This is a genomic window from Fusibacter bizertensis, from assembly GCF_029914245.1.
GTDB classification, from domain to species: Bacteria; Bacillota; Clostridia; order Peptostreptococcales; family Acidaminobacteraceae; genus Fusibacter_C; species Fusibacter_C bizertensis.
Genome location: NZ_JARYZI010000006.1, coordinates 102,582 through 122,602 on the forward strand (window position 1 = coordinate 102,582; position 20,021 = coordinate 122,602).

General features: G+C 36.2%; 18 protein-coding genes and 1 riboswitch. Of the genes, 17 read left to right on the plus strand and 1 reads right to left on the minus strand.

Annotated elements, in window-relative coordinates; translation table 11 throughout:
• Positions 1 to 8 precede the first annotated feature (8 nt).
• The 16 genes from atpA (at position 9) to QE109_RS10455 (ending at position 18,122) form a co-directional block, all read left to right on the plus strand.
• A complete protein-coding gene (gene atpA, locus QE109_RS10380) occupies positions 9 to 1,520 on the plus strand; it encodes a F0F1 ATP synthase subunit alpha (RefSeq protein WP_281094408.1) in 1,512 nt (503 codons plus the stop codon).
• A 23-nt stretch (positions 1,521 to 1,543) separates the two neighbouring features.
• A complete protein-coding gene (gene atpG / locus QE109_RS10385; RefSeq protein WP_281094409.1) occupies positions 1,544 to 2,401 on the plus strand; it encodes an ATP synthase F1 subunit gamma in 858 nt (285 codons plus the stop codon).
• A 22-nt stretch (positions 2,402 to 2,423) separates the two neighbouring features.
• The gene (atpD, locus tag QE109_RS10390; RefSeq protein WP_281094410.1) at positions 2,424 to 3,830 is read left to right on the plus strand and encodes a F0F1 ATP synthase subunit beta; all 1,407 of its coding nucleotides are present in this window, start codon (positions 2,424 to 2,426) and stop codon (positions 3,828 to 3,830) included.
• A gap of 11 nt (positions 3,831 to 3,841) precedes the next feature.
• Positions 3,842 to 4,252, plus strand: coding sequence for a F0F1 ATP synthase subunit epsilon (locus QE109_RS10395; protein ID WP_281094411.1), 411 nt, complete (start codon positions 3,842 to 3,844; stop codon positions 4,250 to 4,252).
• 356 nt (positions 4,253 to 4,608) lie between these two features.
• On the plus strand, positions 4,609 to 5,871 hold the full coding sequence (murA, locus tag QE109_RS10400; protein ID WP_281094412.1) for a UDP-N-acetylglucosamine 1-carboxyvinyltransferase: 1,263 nt from the start codon (positions 4,609 to 4,611) through the stop codon (positions 5,869 to 5,871).
• A gap of 60 nt (positions 5,872 to 5,931) precedes the next feature.
• On the plus strand, positions 5,932 to 6,966 hold the full coding sequence (gene mreB / locus QE109_RS10405) for a rod shape-determining protein (protein ID WP_342637129.1): 1,035 nt from the start codon (positions 5,932 to 5,934) through the stop codon (positions 6,964 to 6,966).
• A 235-nt stretch (positions 6,967 to 7,201) separates the two neighbouring features.
• Positions 7,202 to 8,119: a quinolinate synthase NadA gene (nadA, locus tag QE109_RS10410; RefSeq protein WP_281094413.1), complete on the plus strand. Its 918-nt coding sequence runs from the start codon at positions 7,202 to 7,204 to the stop codon at positions 8,117 to 8,119.
• A gap of 2 nt (positions 8,120 to 8,121) precedes the next feature.
• Positions 8,122 to 9,591, plus strand: a complete 1,470-nt coding sequence (locus tag QE109_RS10415) for an L-aspartate oxidase (RefSeq protein WP_281094414.1) — start codon at positions 8,122 to 8,124, stop codon at positions 9,589 to 9,591.
• On the plus strand, positions 9,584 to 10,417 hold the full coding sequence (gene nadC / locus QE109_RS10420; protein ID WP_281094415.1) for a carboxylating nicotinate-nucleotide diphosphorylase: 834 nt from the start codon (positions 9,584 to 9,586) through the stop codon (positions 10,415 to 10,417). The genes QE109_RS10415 and nadC overlap by 8 nt, the downstream gene beginning before the upstream one ends.
• A gap of 130 nt (positions 10,418 to 10,547) precedes the next feature.
• Positions 10,548 to 11,096 (plus strand): GNAT family N-acetyltransferase, encoded by a 549-nt coding sequence (locus QE109_RS10425; RefSeq protein ID WP_281094416.1) that lies wholly within the window; start codon positions 10,548 to 10,550, stop codon positions 11,094 to 11,096.
• Positions 11,097 to 11,499: 403 nt separating this feature from the next.
• A complete protein-coding gene (locus QE109_RS10430; RefSeq protein ID WP_281094417.1) occupies positions 11,500 to 12,570 on the plus strand; it encodes a flagellar hook-basal body protein in 1,071 nt (356 codons plus the stop codon).
• Positions 12,571 to 12,581: 11 nt separating this feature from the next.
• A complete protein-coding gene (flgG, locus tag QE109_RS10435) occupies positions 12,582 to 13,376 on the plus strand; it encodes a flagellar basal-body rod protein FlgG (protein ID WP_281094418.1) in 795 nt (264 codons plus the stop codon).
• Between the two features lie 55 nt (positions 13,377 to 13,431).
• A complete protein-coding gene (locus QE109_RS10440; RefSeq protein WP_281094419.1) occupies positions 13,432 to 13,872 on the plus strand; it encodes a rod-binding protein in 441 nt (146 codons plus the stop codon).
• Positions 13,873 to 14,014: 142 nt separating this feature from the next.
• Positions 14,015 to 15,262, plus strand: coding sequence for a patatin-like phospholipase family protein (locus tag QE109_RS10445; RefSeq protein WP_281094420.1), 1,248 nt, complete (start codon positions 14,015 to 14,017; stop codon positions 15,260 to 15,262).
• A 53-nt stretch (positions 15,263 to 15,315) separates the two neighbouring features.
• The gene (locus QE109_RS10450; RefSeq protein WP_281094421.1) at positions 15,316 to 16,986 is read left to right on the plus strand and encodes a phospho-sugar mutase; all 1,671 of its coding nucleotides are present in this window, start codon (positions 15,316 to 15,318) and stop codon (positions 16,984 to 16,986) included.
• On the plus strand, positions 16,986 to 18,122 hold the full coding sequence (locus QE109_RS10455; protein ID WP_281094422.1) for a hypothetical protein: 1,137 nt from the start codon (positions 16,986 to 16,988) through the stop codon (positions 18,120 to 18,122). Before QE109_RS10450 ends, QE109_RS10455 begins: the two co-directional genes overlap by 1 nt.
• Before the next feature lie 60 nt (positions 18,123 to 18,182).
• Here the strand turns inward: QE109_RS10455 and QE109_RS10460 are convergent, their stop codons facing one another.
• Complete coding sequence (locus QE109_RS10460; protein ID WP_281094423.1) at positions 18,183 to 18,377, minus strand: hypothetical protein; 195 nt, start codon at positions 18,375 to 18,377, stop codon at positions 18,183 to 18,185.
• 178 nt (positions 18,378 to 18,555) lie between these two features.
• Positions 18,556 to 18,658, plus strand: a riboswitch (SAM riboswitch).
• A 114-nt stretch (positions 18,659 to 18,772) separates the two neighbouring features.
• On the opposite strand from QE109_RS10460, the gene metK reads away from it, so the two are divergent.
• A complete protein-coding gene (gene metK / locus QE109_RS10465; RefSeq protein WP_281094424.1) occupies positions 18,773 to 19,966 on the plus strand; it encodes a methionine adenosyltransferase in 1,194 nt (397 codons plus the stop codon).
• Positions 19,967 to 20,021: the final 55 nt, after the last annotated feature.

Consider the following 20,021-nt stretch of genomic DNA (forward strand, 5'->3'; position numbering starts at 1 on the left):
TGTTAGACATGAATCTAAGACCAGAAGAAATTAGTTCTGTGATTAAAGCACAGATTAAGAAATATGAGTCTAAGCTTCAGGTAGAGGATACTGGTACTGTCCTTCAAGTTGGCGATGGTATCGCAAGAGTCCATGGTCTTCAAAATTGTATGTCAGGAGAGCTTCTTGAGTTTCCTTTTGAAGTTTACGGCATGGTACTTAACTTGGAAGAAGATAGTGTTGGTGTTGTTTTATTTGGCTCAGACGAAAAAATCAAAGAAGGCGATCTCGTTAAGAGAACGCAGCGTGTTGTTGAAGTTCCAGTTGGGGAAGAGATGTTTGGTCGCGTCGTTAACTCTTTAGGTCAACCACTTGATGGTAAAGGCCCTATCGCGACAACTAAATTTAGACCCATTGAAGCGAAAGCATCAGGCGTTATCGATAGAAAATCAGTTACACAACCGTTACAAACTGGAATAAAAGCGATTGACTCTATGATCCCTATTGGTAGAGGACAACGTGAATTAATTATCGGCGATAGACAGACAGGTAAAACTGCTATTGCAATTGATACAATCCTTAATCAAAAACATACAGATGTTTACTGTATCTATGTAGCAATTGGACAAAAGAACTCTACAGTTGCTCAGATCGTTAAGCAATTAGAAGATCTTGGTGCTATGGAATATACATGTGTTGTATCAGCAACGGCTGCTGATCCTGCACCACTTCAATATATTGCACCTTATGCTGGTGTAACTATTGCAGAAGAACTTATGTATAACGGCAAACATGTCTTAATCATCTACGATGATTTGTCCAAGCATGCTGTGGCTTACCGTGCCATGTCCTTGCTTCTAAGGAGACCACCAGGACGTGAAGCGTACCCTGGAGATGTATTCTACCTTCACAGTAGACTACTTGAGCGTGCTGCTAAGCTCAGTGATAAATTAGGTGGTGGTTCTATCACTGCACTTCCAATTATTGAGACACAAGCAGGCGACGTTTCAGCGTACATTCCAACCAATGTTATCTCTATCACAGACGGTCAAATTTATCTTGAATCTGAACTGTTCTTCTCTGGTCAAAGACCAGCGGTTAATGCGGGGATCTCAGTATCACGTGTTGGTGGTGCTGCTCAGATTAAGGCGATGAAGAAAGTTGCATCAAAAATCAAACTTGAACTTGCTCAGTACAGAGAGCTTGCTGCTTTTGCTCAGTTTGGTTCAGAACTTGATAAAGATACAAAAGCGACACTTGATCATGGTGAAAGGTTAATGATGATGTTAAAGCAACTTCAATATAAACCTGTCCCAGTTGAAGAGCAAGTTATGGCGATTTATGCGATTGTTAATCGATATATGACAGATATTCCAGTTAAAGATATCTCTAGATTTGAAGGAGAATTCTTGGAGTTTATGGCAGTTAACTATCCAGAAGTTGGTACTAGTATCGCTGAAAAAGGTGAGCTTACACCTGAGTTTGAAGATAAACTCAAAAGTGCAATTGGTGAATTTAAAGCGGGCTTTGTAGTAGAGTAAGCTTCCTTATAGGAGGGATAAACATGGCAAGTAGTACACGTGATATTAAACGTAAAATACGAAGTGTCAATAGCACCATGCAAATCACCAAAGCCTTTGAGTTAGTTTCTACTGCAAAATTGAAACGTGCGAGAGATCGAATGGATATCACGAAACCATACTTTGATACAATTCAAACTGCCGTTCACGATATTTTAAGTGCAGATAAAAGTATCAAAAGTAAATTTGTGTCTTCTGGACATGGTGTAAAACCGCTTTATATTGTTGTAACTTCTGACAGAGGATTATGTGGTGGTTATAACATTAACGCAATTAAAAAAGCCATTGAAAATGTGACTTCTAAAGAAGATGCGAAGTTTTTCGCCGTTGGTAAGAAGGCATATGACACGCTTAGACAAAATGGATTTAATGTCATTGATAGTTTTCTATATATCTCTGAAAAACCAGAATTTTTGCATGCGGCGCAGATTGCAAAATCTGCAACAAGTTTGCTTGAAAAAGGTGAAATTGACTCAATTCATTTGGTTTACACACGTTTTGTAAGTACAATTTCTCAAGAGGCAACTGATTTGTTGCTATTGCCTATAGAAAGACCTGCTGCATCTGAAAGTGCTCAGGCAACAGAATTTGTTAATTATGAACCTTCTGCTGAAGAAGTTTTAAAATATATCATCCCTAAATATGTAGAAAGTACAATTTATGGTGGTATGATTGAGTCTTCCGCTTCTGAACAAGCGGCTAGAAGAATTGCGATGGAAAATGCGTCTGACAATGCTGAAGATATCATAGATGATTTAACACTATACTTCAACAGAGCAAGACAAGCAGCAATCACGCAAGAAATTTCTGAAATAGTTGGTGGTGCAGAAGCACTAAAATAATTTTGAAAGGAAGTGGAAGAGTATGGATCAAACGATTGGAAAAATCGTGCAAATCATTGGACCTGTACTCGATATTAGATTTGAAGCGGACCAGCTTCCTAATATTCATGATGCTGTAACAATTGATTTTAATGATATTCATGTTGTCGCTGAAGTTATGCAACATACTGGTGACAATACTGTAAGAACGATAGCAATGAGTTCAACAGATGGATTGATAAGAGGAATTGACGCAGTATCTACAGGCGCACCTATCTCTGTCCCAGTCGGAAAACCGACGCTAGGCAGACTCATAAACGTCCTTGGTGAAACCATAGATGAGCAAGGACAAATTGAAAAATCAGAGGCTGAATTTTGGCCGATTCATAGAGAAGCACCAGTTTTTATAGAACAAGGCACAAGTGCTGAGATGCTAGAAACTGGTATAAAAGTTGTTGACTTGATAGCACCATATTCTAAAGGTGGTAAAGTTGGTCTTTTCGGTGGTGCAGGTGTTGGTAAAACAGTTATTATTCAGGAACTTATTAACAACATTGCAACGAACCATGGTGGTCTCTCTGTATTTGCCGGTGTTGGCGAGCGTACTAGAGAGGGTAATGACCTTTACCATGAGATGAAAGAATCAGGCGTTATTGACAAGACAACACTTGTATTCGGTCAAATGAATGAGCCACCTGGAGCAAGGATGCGTGTTGCTTTAACTGGACTAACAATGGCTGAATACTTCCGTGATCAAGAAGGAAAAGACGTTCTTTTGTTCATTGATAATATCTTTAGATTTACTCAAGCTGGTTCTGAGGTTTCTGCACTTCTTGGACGTATGCCAAGTGCGGTTGGTTACCAACCAACGCTTGCTACAGATATGGGAGCACTTCAAGAGAGAATCACTTCAACAACTAAAGGTTCAATCACATCTGTTCAAGCCGTTTATGTACCAGCGGATGACTTAACTGACCCGGCACCAGCAACGACATTCTCGCATCTTGATGCAACGACTGTTTTATCGAGAAAAATTTCAGAGCTTGGAATCTATCCTGCGGTTGACCCGCTAGATTCTACTTCTAGAATTTTAACGCCAGATGTCGTTGGTAATGAGCACTATGCAGTTGCGCGTGAAGTGCAAGAAATTCTTCAAAGATACAATGAGCTTCAAGATATCATCGCTATCTTAGGTATGGATGAATTATCTGATGTAGACAAGCTTGTCGTAAGCCGTGCTAGAAAAATCCAAAGATTCCTTTCACAACCGTTTAACGTAGCTGAACAATTTACTGGTTTCAAAGGTGTATATGTTCCTGTAAAAGAAACTGTAAGAAGCTTCAGAGAAATACTTGACGGGCTACATGATGACATCCCAGAACAGTTCTTCTTATTCTGTGGTGGTATTGATGACGTTGTTGAAAAGTATAAAAAAAGTAAAGAGCAATAGGGGGTGAACTGATGGGCAAAAAATTCAAGCTTGATGTTGTTACACCTGATCGTGTTTTCTTTGAAGAAGAAACGGATATGGTGATTGTCAAAACAACAGAAGGCGACATCGGAATTTTATATGACCACGAACCTCTGGTTGCACCTCTTCGAATTGGTAGTATGCGTGTTCGAATGGAAGATCAAACTTTCAAATGGGCTGCATGTTCAGCAGGATTTCTAACTGTAAGTGGAGATCATGTTACTGTTGTTGTCGATTCGGCAGAATGGGTTGACGAAATTGACATGGAGCGTGCACTTGAAGCGAAGCGTCGTGCTGAGACACGTATCCAAGAAGGTCCTGAAAAAGGAACTGACTTAGTGAGAGCGAGAGCTGCACTTGAACGTGCGATTAATCGTATCAAACTTAGAGAAGTACGTTAATCATAACTAAGGGATCGTTTTATTAGTATTCCATATATCGACTATAAAGATGAGAGTTACAGATGTAGCTCTCATTTTTTTTAGTGAAAAACAAAGGCTGTAAGGACAAACATCCTCCCGCAGGATCAAAAAAGACCCAGTTTGATGGAAAAAGTGCAAATGTAAAGGAAATTTAATAAAAAAATCTCAAATAAACTTTAAAAAAAACAAAAAAGTATAGATAGTGCCCTTTTTTTTATATATAATAATAAATGACTATAAACTGTTTAAACCGGTTTACTAAATTGAGTTGTGAATAATGCAATTACTTTATATAGAGTATCACATTTTTTTCATTCACGAATAGGAGGATACTATTGGCTAAGTTACTTGTAGAAAAAAGCGAACCACTAAGAGGTTCGGTTAAAATAAAAGGGGCAAAAAACTCTGTTTTAAAACTAATGGCAGCATCTATATTGGCTGAAGATACATGTACAATTGAGAGCGTTCCAGAGTTACTTGATGTGGAGGTTATGATCACTTTACTAGAAGCACTTGGTTTATCTGTGGACTACGATCGTGAAAAAGAAATTTTAGAGATTCACCCTGCTAAGGAACTTAAATGTGAGGCGCCTTATGAATTAATTCAGAAGATGAGAGCGTCTTTTTTAGTGATGGGTCCATTACTTGCGAAAAAACGTATTGCAAAAGTATCCATGCCTGGTGGTTGTGATATTGGTGCAAGACCAATTGATTTACATTTAAAAGGATTTCAAGCGCTTGGCGCAGAAGTGACACTTGGTCATGGTTATATAGAAGCAAAAGCTGAAAATGGTTTAGTTGGAAGTGAAGTATATCTCGATTTTCCTAGCGTTGGTGCAACAGAGAATATCATGATGGCAGCGACGATGGCTAAGGGACAGACTTTAATTCAAAATGCAGCGAAAGAACCTGAGATTATAGATCTAGCTAATTTTCTAAATGAAATGGGGGCCAATGTAAAAGGTGCTGGAACAGATACAATTCGTGTTGTAGGAGTTGAATCTCTTAAGGGTACACGTCATCAGACAATTCCTGATAGAATTATCGCTGCAACATATATGGTTGCTGCGGCACTTACTCAAGGTGATATTACCATCGAAAATGTTGTATCAAGTCACGTTAAGCCTATAACTGCAAAACTTAGAGAAATGGGTGTTACTGTAGAAGATGATGATGATAGAATTAGAGTATATACTACTGGTCCAATTAAGGCTGTTGACTTGATGACACTACCGTATCCTGGTTTTCCAACTGATGTTCAAGCACAGTTTATGGCACTTTTAGCAGTATCTGAAGGCACGAGTGTGATTACAGAGACTGTCTTTGAAAATCGTTTTAGGCATGTCGCAGAGATTAACCGTATGGGCGCAAATGTAAAAATTGAAGGCCATAGTGCCGTAATTCAAGGTGTTAAAGTATTACAAGGTGCGCAAGTAAAAGCAACTGACTTACGCGCAGGTGCAGCACTGGTACTTTCTGGACTTATTGCTGATGGCACCACTGAAATCGATGAAATATACCATATAGATCGTGGCTATCCACAAATCGAGAAAGATTTGGTCAGTTTAGGTGCGAGAATTAGGAGAATAGAAGATTAATCATATCCAAAAGTTGATGATGAATTGTAGTAGACTATAGTTATGGAAGGTGGAACTAGGATGGGCATTTTTGGTGTTGGTGCAGAAATTGGAATAGATTTGGGTACTGCCAGTGTTTTGGTGTACATAAAAGGTAAAGGCATCGTCTTAAGAGAACCTTCGGTAGTAGCAATTGATAAAAATACGGATAGAGTACTTGCTGTAGGAAATGAAGCAAGAAAAATGCTTGGTAGAACACCTGGAAATATCATTGCTATTAGACCCCTTAAAGATGGTGTAATCTCAGATTATGATGTTACTGAGAGAATGCTAAGATATTTTATCAATAAAACATGTGGAAAAAGAAGACTTTTCAAACCTAAAATTATCATTTGTGTGCCTAGTGGTGTAACTGAAGTTGAAAAACGTGCAGTGTTAGATGCAACGATGGAAGCTGGTGGTGGAAAGACTTTTCTAATAGAAGAACCTATTGCTGCAGCTATCGGAGCTGGTCTTGATATTACTAAGCCCGATGGTAATATGGTCATTGACATCGGTGGTGGTACATCTGATATAGCTGTGATTTCACTTGGCGGCATTGTCGTGAGTGCATCAATTAAAGTTGCTGGAGATAAATTTGATGAGTCTATAATCAAATATATGCGTAAAAAGCACAATTTGTTAATTGGTGAGAGAACAGCAGAAGAGCTAAAAATCAATGTGGGTACAGCATATCCAAGAACAAAAGCAATCAAGATGGATTGCCGTGGTAGAGATTTAATCACTGGACTTCCAAAAAATATATCTATTTCAAGTGAAGAAATGCTTGAAGCACTTCAAGAAGTAGTAAACGCTGTAGCAGATGCTGTTCATTCAGTCCTTGAAAAAACACCTCCAGAGTTAGCTTCTGATATCAGTTCAAGAGGTATTGTGATGACAGGTGGTGGTTCCTTATTACACGGTCTCAACAAGCTAATTGAGAAAAGAACAGGAATTCCGACTTATATTGCAGATGATGCTGTAAGCTGTGTAGCTAAAGGTACGGGTATGAGTTTAGAACATTTGGACATTTTAGAAAAAAATATGATGACATCTGCAAGGAAAAAATACCTTTAAGAAGATTAATAGGTAATGATCATAATAAATCCAATAAGTTAGTTGCAATTGAATTTTTCAGTTGTGCTAACTTATTTTTTTTGCCTATAATGCGATCATTCTTTAACAAAGTAAGACTTGAGATTTTGTCAGACTATTAAAAACTCATAGTGGTTGAATTATTTAGCTAGCTATGTTATAGTGAGGTTGGTTTTGTGACAATACAACTGTATATACACTAAGGGTTGAGGTGAATATGGAACAAGATTTTAAGAACATAAAAGAAGAAATACTAAAATTAAAAAGCGAAAAAAACGCAGTTATTTTGGCGCATCATTATCAAAGTATGGCGGTAAAGGAGATCTCAGATTACGTTGGTGACTCACTTGAACTGTCTAAAATAGCAGCAAATATTGACGCTAATTATGTGGTTTTTTGTGGTGTACATTTCATGGCAGAATCCGCTAAAATACTGTCACCAGAGAAACGTATTTTTTTACCAAATATCGAGGCGGGATGTCCTATGGCTGATATGGTGACGCGAGAGAAACTCGAAGAGATGAAAGCTGAATTTCCAGAAGCAAAAGTTGTCTCATATGTAAATTCTTCAGCTGAGGTTAAGTCTATTAGTGATATTTGTTGCACTTCATCAAATGCAGTGAAAATTGTGAATAGTATAGATGCAAAAGAAATCATATTTGTACCTGATCAAAATTTGGGTGCGTATGTAAGCAGTCTTTGTCCAGATAAGACAATTCATTTATGGAGAGGATTTTGCCCGACACATCATCGTGTGAGTAAGTTCGATGTGGAAAGTGTTCGTCTAAAATATCCTAATGCGAAATTATATGTTCATCCTGAATGTCGTCCAGAAGTTTTGGAGTTTGCAGACTTCATTGGTAGTACAGCTCAGATTATTAAAGCATGTGAAACAAGTGAGGAACACACTTTTATAATTGGAACTGAACAAGGTGTTGTTGATTCTTTATCTGTTGCGCTTCCTGATAAAAAATTCTATATAATGGACGCGTCAATGGTTTGTAAAAATATGAAAAGGACACGTTTGTCAGATGTACTTTTATCGCTTAAAGAGGAGTACGGTGAGATTGAAGTTGACGAAAAAGTAGCTGTTAATGCAAGAAAAGCAATTTTTGATATGATTGAAAGGTCGTAAAGATGAAAGAAGATCTGCAATATGATGTTATTATTATTGGTTGTGGTCTAGCGGGCATTTATTGTGCCTTAAATTTGGATGTTTCATTAAAAGTTGCACTAATTGCGGAAGGCCATATAGAGGATACCAATAGTTATTTAGCTCAAGGAGGAATCGCTGCAGCGATTTCGCCACTTGATTCTTGGCAGTGGCATTATGAAGATACCATGAGTTGTGGACATTACGAATCTGACCCTGACGCTTTGAGAAAAATGACAATGAATGCCACTTTAGAGGTTCAAAATCTTGAATCTTTAGGGGTTGTCTTTGACCATCATGACGATCAAAGTTATATGTTAGGAATGGAAGGTGCCCACCGGTTACCAAGAATTCTTAGAATCGGAGACTATACGGGTAAAGCGGTAATGGAGTCTTTGTGGCAAGTGGCTAGAAACAGAGAAAACATCCACATAATCAACCAATTTTTTGCATATGAAGTAGTTTCAAGTCCTACAAATGCTAGTCATGTTTATGGAATATACTGTGATGAACTTGTGGTTTTAAGTTCATTAACATTAGTATATGCAACTGGCGGTATGGGACATTTATACCATAGAACGAGCAATAACAAAACCGTAAATGGGGATGGCATTGCAATGGCAATTAAACAAGGTATTGTAACGCGTCAATTACCACTAATTCAGTTTCATCCAACAGTTTTTTTTAACTTAAAAGGTGATCAAGAGGGGTTTTTAATTTCTGAAGCAGTTAGGGGTGATAGCGCGCTGCTGCTCAACGAAAAAAGAGAGCGTTTTATGCGCAAATATCACTCATTATTGGAACTTGCACCGAGAGATGTTGTATCTAGTGCAATTTTAAATGAGTTATCAAAGCAATCTGAACCCAATGTATGGCTCGATGTAAGGCATATTGGTAACACTAAAATGGAAAAAAGATTTCCTACCATTTATAAGTATTGTAGGGAAAGAGGAATAAACCTTGACTATGATTTAATCCCTGTTGCACCAGGTGCACATTATTCAATGGGAGGAATTGCGGTAGATCCATTTGGAAAAACAAATATTGATGGTGTTTATGCTGTTGGTGAATGTGCAAGTACCAAAGTGCATGGCAAAAATCGCCTTGCAAGTAATTCTTTATTAGAAGCATTGGTTTTCTCAAAAATAACAGCAAAGGAAATTAGCAGAATGAAATCTAGTCACGAAAAAGTGATTCAAATTCATTCAACTACATCAAAACAAATACCACACTATCAAGTTGAACTAAGAACACTATCAGTCTGGATGGATGAGAATATGGGAATCGTAAAAAATTATCCCGAAATAATGAGAATGAAAAAAGAAATTCAAGCTATAATTGATGAACCTGAAGAGTTTGTAAGTATTAATATAGAGGATATTAAACGTAACAATGCGCTTATTGTGATGAATGAAATGTTAACTCAAGCGTTACAGGAGAAAGAGGATGAATGATAATTTGAAAGTAAAAGATATAATTCTTAAAGCTCTAAAAGAAGATAAAGAGACGTATGATGTGACTTCTGAATGGTTATTTGACAATCAAGAACGTTCTCGTGCAAGATTAATCGCAAAAGAAGAGGGCATTTTATCAGGTATAGATGTTTTTAAAGATGTCTTTAAAGTAATCGATGATTCTATTGTTGTGAGTAGCGCTTTGAAAGAGGGGGAATCTATAACAAAAGGTCAAGTTATTGCAGAAATAGAGGGTTCGACAAAGGGGATTTTGTATGGTGAGAGAACTGCACTTAATATACTACAAAGGATGTGTGGAATAGCCACGCTTACAAATGCATGCGTGAAAGAAGTTCAAAATACTAAAGTAAAAATCGTAGACACAAGAAAAACTGCACCTGGACTTAGGATACTTGATAAGATAGCGGTAAGGGCGGGTGGTGGTTTTAATCATCGCTTTAACTTATCAGATGGTGTACTCATAAAAGACAATCATATTAAAGCCTGCGGGAGTATTTCAGAAGCGATTAAGCGTGTAAAAAGCCATGCGCCGCACACACTTAAAGTAGAAATTGAAGTGGAAAGTGTAAGTGAATTTTTGGAAGCGATGAATGCAAAAGCAGATATTGTCATGCTTGATAATATGACTTTAGAAGATATGAAAGAGTGTGTAAGACTTAACCAAAGTAACTGTACTTTAGAAGCTAGCGGGAACATGAAATTAGATAGGTTACACGCGGTTGCAGGTACAGGGGTGGATGTCATTTCAATAGGGGGGCTAACACATTCGGTAAAAGCGCTTGATATAAGTTTGCGATTTGAGTAAGTTTACATTATAAAATAATTGATGTTATAATATGGTAGACTCGGATTACTTTTCGTAGCAATATGAACTATGCTTTGACATATTTGTTTCGTTCAATAATTGAGTTGAATTTGATAAATGGAGGAATGATATGGTCATACTTTATTCTGAAAGGTTATTGATACGGGACTACATAGAATCGGATTTTGAATCATTTTATGCGTTAATCACTGACAAAGATGTGATGAAGTGGATGCCCGATTCCTATTCGGATGATAAAGATGAGGCAAAGCGGATGCTATATGAATCAATTATTGAATCTAAACTAGAAAAACGCAAGAAATTCTACTTTGCCATTACCGATCAACTCAATGGCGACTATATCGGAGAAATCGGATTTAGTGTGTTACACCACACAGAAGAGGGAGCTGTAGTTAATTTGGGTTATTTTATTGGACAATCTTATTGGCATCAAGGCATAGTAACTGAGGCGATTGGTCGAGTTATTGATTATATATTCAATACTTTATCTGTTATCAAGATTGAAGCAAGCTGTAGTAGCTTAAATTTAGGAAGCATTGCTGTACTTGAGAAAAATAATATGATAAGAGAGTCTTATAGAATTAAAAGTATGGCGCTTGATGGTGAACTTCATGATCGGATTGATTTTAGAATGCTGAGATCAGAATGGCAAATCTAAAAAAGTATAAAAAAATATAACGCTTTTAGCTTGGAAAAGATGGTTTGTTATTATACAAACAATCTTTTTTCAACTTAAAGGTGTTTTTTTTGCAAAAAAAATTTCAGCATCATTTTAAGCTGAAAGCGTTGTAAACACTGATATAAAAAAAGCGGAATGACACGTACGGACGGTCATTCCAAAAATGAGGAAATTGAAATTAATAAAGGGTATGGTATTTTAACCACTTAAAATATACCACATCAGCAGTTAAAGGTCAATCGAAACGCAGCAAAATCAAGCGTTTGAGCTATAGGAATATCTGATAGTTTACTATTTAACAATTATCAAATCGAGGATATAAAAGCTAAAGTATTTTGAAGAAACATCCGATAAACTTTGTGAACGAAATTTGGAGGCTACTATGGTAAAAGGACTTTATATCGGTGCATCAAGTATGATCACCAATATCAATAAAATGGATGTCATCGGAAATAACCTGGCAAATGTAAACACTACAGGGTTTAAGAAAGACCGTGTTCAAGTGGAATCTTTTAATGCGAGATTGTTAACCCGAATCAACGGCTCAATGTACCCAATTGAATCTGGAAGCGGTAAAGTTACACAGACACAGTCTGGCGAGGAAATTACTGCTACTACAGATAATGGTTATTTTAGAGTTCAGACTGAAAATGGCATCAACTATAGTAAAAGTCTAATTTTCTTTAAAGATACTGATGGTTACCTTAGAACTATAAAGAAAAACATTGGTGGCACTTTTGACAATCTTAAAGGAGACTTAGTGATTGGTAAAAACGGCCCTATAAATATAGGCGAAGATGAGTATACACTAGATGAAGCTGGCAATATACTTGTTGGTGGAACGGTTAAAGATCAGTTACTTATGAGTATTAATCCCAATGATGTAGGGACAATTAGTGCAGGAATTAAAGGCTATTATGTAATGACTGATTACGATCAAGGGCAGCTAGAGGCGACAAATAGTCCATTTGATTTGGCAATTAGAGGAGAAGGTTTTTTCTCTGTAAGCACCAGCAAAGGTGATTATTATACTAGAGATGGCGTATTCACAATCAATAATGCCAATGAATTAGTTGATTTAAATGGCGCAAAGTTACTCGGACTCGATGGACCGATAACAATTAACGGAAGCAATTTTGCTGTCAATGAATTCGGAGAAGTGATTCAAGATGGTGAAATTACAGATAAAATTAAAATGACGGCATTTTCAAATGTTGGTGATATATACAAAGTGGGCACGAGTTATTATTTAGAACAACCCAATATGACAGGTGAACGAATAGAATTTGAAGGCGAAATAGTTCAGGGGTATCGTGAACAATCTAACACTGATGCGGTTACTGAGATGATTTCTCTAATTGAAATGAATAGAAACTATGAAACAAGCCAAAAGGTTATTACAACAATTGATGATATGATTGGTAAATGTGTAACTGAACTTGGTAGAGTCTAGGAGGCTAAATTATGAAAGCAATGTGGTCAGCTGCATCAGGTATGAAAAACCTTCAGTTAAAAATTGATACCATTTCAAATAACCTTGCCAATGTAAATACAGCTGGTTTTAAAAACCAACGTGTTGAGTTTAAGGATATTATGTATGAAAGATTGGATTCAAGTGAGAAGTTAGTTGATGAGGGAAGACCAGTACCTATTGAGATAGGTCATGGTGTTATGGTTTCAGCAACACTGAGAAGCTTCACAACGGGGAACTTACAGCAAACAGAAAATCCAACGGATTTCGCAATTAATGGGGATCATTTTTTTAAAGTAATTGATAATAATGGGAATACTAGATATACAAAGGATGGTAGCTTTAAAGTTGCGACAACTGAAGCAGGCGCAGAACTAGTGACATCTGATGGATACTACGTTCAAGGTATTGATGGAAATATAGTTTTAGGCGAAAACGTATCTGAAATTAGTGTTGATAGTCAAGGATTTGTACGTGTCAAAAGAGATGGTGCTGAGGAATATGAAGATATTGGTCAAATGTCTCTCAGTAAGTTTGTTAATCCATCTGGACTTGAAGCGGTGGGAAAAAACTTATTTAAAGAAACTTCTGCTTCTGGTGTGGCGATTGAAGGGATTCAAGAGGGTGATAAAACTGAAGTATGGCAGGGTTTTATTGAAAACTCAAATGTGCAGATCGTTGATGAGATGATCAATTTAATCACTGCAGAGCGTGCTTATGAAATCAACTCAAAGTCGATTCAGACAGCAGATCGTATGCTAGAAATTGCGAATAACTTGAAGCGTTAATATAAGAAGAAGCTTTTGATTTGAAAGTTTCAGATAGATAAGGAGGATTGCTACCGTGAAAATAGACAGTAATATGATTAGCAATACCTATCAGACATCAGTGTCTCAAGAGAAAGAAGCGGGCGAAGTAGATTCATTTAAAGATAAACTTGAACAAGCTGCAAACGATAAGGATTTAACCAAACTTAAAGAAGCGAGTCAAGAATTTGAAGCCTATTTCATCAATACTTTATTTAAAGAAATGAGAAAGACCATACAAGATGGTGGACTAGTTGAAAAGAGCCAAGCACGCACGACTTTTGAAGGCATGCTAGATGAAGAAATGTCGAAGAGTATCAGTAAAACAGGTGGATTGGGACTGGCAGATATGATTTATAATAATATGCTTAAGGTATATAGTGCTTCAACACCTGAAAACGACAGTGAAAATACAGAAGAAACACAAGCTTCTATAGGGAATAATAGTAGTGTATCAAGCCTAGATATTAAGGGATAGGACTAATATAATCTACTTTAATAGTAATCAGTAACCAGCTTTTAAAGCTGGTTTTATTTTTTTGATAAGATAAAAAATGATATAATGGGTACATAATAAATTGTGATGATTAGGATAAAATCGATAAGTAAAAGGAGGCATCATGAGAGGGATAGCTTTAGAGGGGGGCGGCGCAAAAGGTGCATTTCATGTTGGCGCGATGAAAGCCTTAAAAGAACTAGGTGTAGAATATCATGCAGTTGCAGGTGCTTCAATAGGCGCACTTAATGGTGCTTTACTTGCAACCAATCAGTTAGAAAAATTAGAAAAGATATGGTTATCAACTGAGATGTCTGATATAATCAAGGGCGATTCCGAAGCTTTGATGGCACTTATGAATTTTGAATTTCCTTCAGATTCTACGAAAATCAAGAAATTTTTAAGTGAAACTTTTAAACAAGGCGGCCTAGATGTATCACCACTTAAGCAAAGTTTAAAACGCTTTGTTGATGAAGATGAGGTTAGAGCTTCTAATATCGCTTACGGACTAGTATCTGTCTCTTTAACTGATTTGAAACCAGTAGAAAAATTTATCGAAGATATTCCTGTTGGTAAACTACATGATTATATGATTGCATCGGCAAATTTACCTGCCTTCAAAGATGAAAAACTAGATAATAAACGGATGCTTGATGGCGCATTCTATGATAATCTACCTATTAACATGTTACTAGATAGAGGGTGTGATGAAGTTATTGCGATACGCGTTTTTGGAATAGGCCGAATTCGTAAGATCAGCAAAAAAGATAGAGATAAGGTCATCTATATAGAACCATCTGAAGATTTAGGAAAAGTACTTGAAATTGATATTGAAAAAGCAAAGTATAATATGAGACTGGGATATTTTGATACGCTTAGAGTATTTAAGGCATTAAAAGGGAGTCGGTATTATATAGATGAACTGGTAACAGAAGAAGTTGTTTTGGAGAAACTTCTAAAAATACCTAAAGTGGTTTTACACCAAATTGCTACTTTTTTAGGTAGTGATAGGGGCACATATCGGATGTTGTTTGAAGAAATACTGCCTTTGATGAGTGAACTGCTAAAAGTTGATAAAACAAAAGGATATGCATATGTGATCTTAAGTTATTATGAATTCTTAGCTGAACAAGCTAAAATTAATCGCTTTGAAATTATGACGTTTGATCAGTTAACTCAGAAAGTAAATGCACACTATAGCAGTGAGTTAAAAAGTTATAAAGGAATACAGGATGAAATTGCAAAAATGCTAATAGCCGCTTTGCCTAGTAAAGGTGTCATCTTTTTTCCTCAAAAATTTAAAAACGAATTATTAATTCACTTCTATTACTTAGTATTACAAGGACTTAGGGATACTGGAATTTCTTTATAATATATGATAAAATTGTGAGAAGTTATGATCACGCATGTGAAAGGAGTATTACGATGAACGCACAAGAACATTATATTCAGTGGCTAAATAATGAGTATTTTGATGAGGCATTTAGAGCTGAACTGGCATCGATTAAAAATCAACCTTTAGAGATTGAAGATAGATTCTATAAAGACCTTGAATTTGGCACGGCTGGAATGAGGGGCATCATTGGTGCTGGTAGAAATAGAATCAATGAATATATCATTAGAAAAGCAACTCAAGGATTTGTGAACTTTCTACTGGAAAGAAAGCAGAAATCACTAGGTAATAAAGTAGATCAGTCTGTGGTTATCGCGTATGATTCTCGAAGAAAATCATATGAGTTCGCACTTGAAACGGCTAAAGTTATGGCAGCCAATGGCATAATGGCTTACCTCTTTGATGAAGTGAGAACAACGCCAGAGCTTTCTTTTGCTGTTAGAGAACTTAATTGTATGGGCGGTGTAATGGTAACTGCAAGCCATAATCCACCTGAGTACAATGGCTATAAAGTATATGATGAAACTGGCTGTCAGTTGGTTCCTCATCTTGCAGATGCTTTAGTTGATCATGTTGAGAAAATCACTGATTTTAGTATGGTAAAAACCATGGGCAGAAAAGAAGCTGTTCAAGCTAAATTGTTAAAAATCATCAACGAAGAAGTTGATTTACCTTATATTGAGATGGTAAAAAAAGTATCAATTAGACCTGAACTTTTAAAATCTTCAAACCTCAAAGTTGTTTATACGCCTTTGCATGGAACAGGTGGTCATACGATTTCAAGAGTTTTAAAAGAAATGTCTTTTTCAAATCTGATTCCAGTTGAAGAACAAATGGCACCAGATGGAGAATTCCCAACTTGTAAGCAACCAAATCCAGAGTCAGTAGAAGCATTTGAACAAGCCCTCAAGACAGCAGAAAAATTTGATGCAGATTTAATTATAGCTACTGATCCGGATTGTGATCGAATTGGTATCATGATAAAAGACGGTAACAGGTTTAAAGCGCTAAATGGTAACCAAGTGGGTTCACTTTTTGTCGAGTATGTTCTTTCTTCTAAAACAGGCCTTACCAAATCACATTATATAGTGAACACCATTGTATCTTCAGATTTGGCGAAAGCGCAAGCAGAGTTCTACGGTGTTGCAACTAAAAAAACACTTACAGGATTTAAATTCATCGGAGAACAAATTGAACTCGATCAATTTCATTTTGTGATGGGGTATGAAGAAAGTTATGGCTATTTGTTTGATCCCCATGTAAGAGATAAAGATGCTGTCATGGGAACCTTAATGGCGATTGAAATGGCTGAATATTATAAAAAGCAAGGCATTTCATTAAGTCAGCTTTTAGATAATATATATAGAAGACATGGCTATTTTGTTGATGAAACTATTTCGAAGAGTTTCGAAGGAAAAGAAGGTGGTTCGTTGATGAAAGAAATCATGAATAAATTCAGAACACAATCTGAAGATATATTCCAGTATGAAGAAAAAATCGACTATTTACTAGATGAAACAGGATTACCAAAATCAGATGTGTTAAAATTCTATTTTGATAACCATTCTTGGATGGTGTTAAGACCTTCAGGAACAGAACCAAAACTTAAAGTTTATTTTTCAATATGTGATGATGAATATGATAAAGCTAAACAGAAACTAGAGTACTTTAAGACGCTGATGATTGAAAAGGTGTTGGCTTAATGAAAGATATAAAATCTTCAAAACTTAGATTTATAAATGCAAAAGCAACGGATACACGCCTAATGGGTGTTGTAGGCGTTGTTGTCAATTGGATGGATGAAGCTGAGCGAGAAATCGCTCAGATTTTTCATTTAGACTATGAAGTTTATGGTATAGATGGTTTTTATCATTTAACATTACCAACAGAGAGCGAACTTAAAGCCTTAATCTTAGCGGTAACAGGTGGATTAGGAGGGAAGTTTGTAGATATTTCATTTAGAGAGATGGTTTACCTTTTAAAAACTGCCCATGAAGTTGAACCCAACAGTATTGAAGCGCATGTTGATTTTGACACCTATTTAGACACTTTTTTGAACTGGAAATCAGATCTAGAAAAAGTTGAAATTATTGAACTTTTCCACCGTATTAATCCTAAGATTTTAAACGCATATCATGCAATTAATTATCTAGTGATGCGCATGATTGGTAAGGATCTACATTCTGCAGTTGCCTTGATGAAATATGATGAATGTTTAATGGTTTTAGATGTTCTAGATGCACCTTATACTTTGATTAAAAATACATCTACTTTACTTTCAGAAGATGAAATGGTTGAAAAATATAAGGTTGAAGCACTAATTGATTTTGAACATAAGTATAAACTATTACTTTATGAAATAGACGTGGAAAAAGGCACACATTTAATATTAAGTTGCAAACAACTAGATGAACTTGTCATGTCTAGCATAGAAGCGGCATTTAATCTAAACAAACCAGAATTTATACTAGTTTCGCAATTAAATGATGAGTTTTTTGAAAGAAGATTTGCTGAGAATAATCCGGAAATGATGAAGCAAACCTATTATCAAGGCAATTTATATATTGAGTTTAATGCTAACAACAACCACGTCTCACAAAATCCGTATTACCTCAATGGCGATATTTATGCAATGTACTTTTTCTCTAGATCTGGACATATGTTGATTTCTTCATTTGTTAAAGAGAATATCGAAGCAATTGACGAAACGTTAGTTGCTAATCAAGCTTATAATGAGAGTCTTCAGTTTGTATGTGAACTGAAAACGGATGATCCGGTGATGTATGATTATATTAATAGTAATTACGAGACAATATTTGATTATCTATCTCAACATTAAAAAATCTAGCGTTTCTATATGTGATAAACATAAGAAAGCTAGATTTTGTTTTTGAGAATATTAATTCTCATTTTTTGCGTAGATATGATGTGTTTTATGTGTTTCATATTCACGATAACGTTTAAGTTCAGATTTTAACATTTCTATTTCGCGCTCAACTTCACTACAGGCAAAAGTTGCATTTTTAGCCCGAAGAGTACGTAGCTGTGTTTTTCTAGATTCTATTTCAAGTGCGAGACGTTCAACATAATTCATAATTGCCTCCAATATGTATGTGACTACTCATATATAATATCGACCAATATCAAAAATAGTTTATGCCTAAATGGTAGATGTGTCAATATTGTATCATAATTATTTCGATTTATTTATAACAAAATTATTGTAATTCTTAAAATCATATGATACTATAGTCAAGTAAATTTAATAGTAATCCTTATCAAGAGAGATGGAGGGAATAGGCCCTATGAAGTCCAGCAACCGGTTATACACGGTGCTAAATCCTACGGGTAGTACGGATACCTGGAAGATGAGATTGTAATAAACACACCCTCTTCTTGCGAAGAGGTTTTTTTTATGCCTATGAATCATCAAATATGATAAATGGATTCCGCTGCTTTAGCAGCACTATATCAATGGAGGTGTATTAAATGTCAAGAAAAAGATTATTTACTTCTGAGTCTGTAACTGAAGGTCACCCAGATAAGATCTGTGACCAAATCTCTGATTCAATTTTAGATGCAATTTTCTCTCAAGATCCTACAGCGAGAGTTGCGTGTGAAACCTCTGTCACAACAGGGTTGGTGCTAATTGCTGGTGAAATCACGACTGATTGCTACGTGGATATCCAAGGCATTGTAAGACAAACAATTAAAGAAATTGGTTATACAAGAGCAAAATATGGTTTTGATGGTGATACTTGTGGTGTTTTAGTCGCAATTGATAAACAATCTGACGATATTGCATTAGGTGTTGACCAAGCGCTTGAGAGCAAAGACGGCAGTATGAATGACGAAGTTGAAGCGGTAGGCGCAGGAGATCAAGGCATCATGTTTGGTTTTGCTTGTGATGAAACTGAAGAGTTAATGCCACTTCCAATCTCTCTTGCACACAAACTTGCTAAGAGACTTTCAGATGTAAGAAAAGATGGCACTTTACCTTACCTTAGACCTGATGGTAAGACACAAGTTACTGTAGAGTACGATGAAAATGGAAGACCATGTAGAATTGACACGGTTTTAATATCTACTCAACATAGTGCAAAAGTGAAAAGAGAGCAAATAGAAGCTGATCTCATAGAGCATGTTATCAAACCAATTATCCCTTCAGAGTTGTTCGTTGATACAAGAATTCTTGTTAATCCAACAGGTAGATTTGTAATCGGTGGACCACAAGGAGATGCTGGCTTAACAGGCAGAAAAATTATCGTAGATACTTACGGTGGTTACTCTAGACACGGCGGCGGTGCGTTCTCAGGAAAAGATCCTACAAAAGTGGACCGTTCTGCTGCTTATGCTGCAAGATATGTTGCAAAAAATATAGTAGCTGCAGGTCTTGCAACTAAATGTGAACTTGAACTAGCTTATGCTATTGGTGTTGCTCATCCTGTTTCAATTTTGGTTGAAACTTTTGGAACGAATAAAATTGCGGTTGATTTAATTGAAGATCTAGTTGAAAAACACTTTGATTTAAGACCAGGTGCTATTATCAGAGATCTTGATCTTAGAAGACCAATCTACAGACAAACTGCAGCTTATGGTCACTTTGGAAGAACTGATATTGAACTCCCATGGGAAAAAACAGACAAAGCTGAGATTTTAAGAAAAGAAGCTTTTGGTGCATAAATTTTAATAAGTATAAAATAATATGAGAGTATGTTTCATGCCTTTTAAAGGTTTT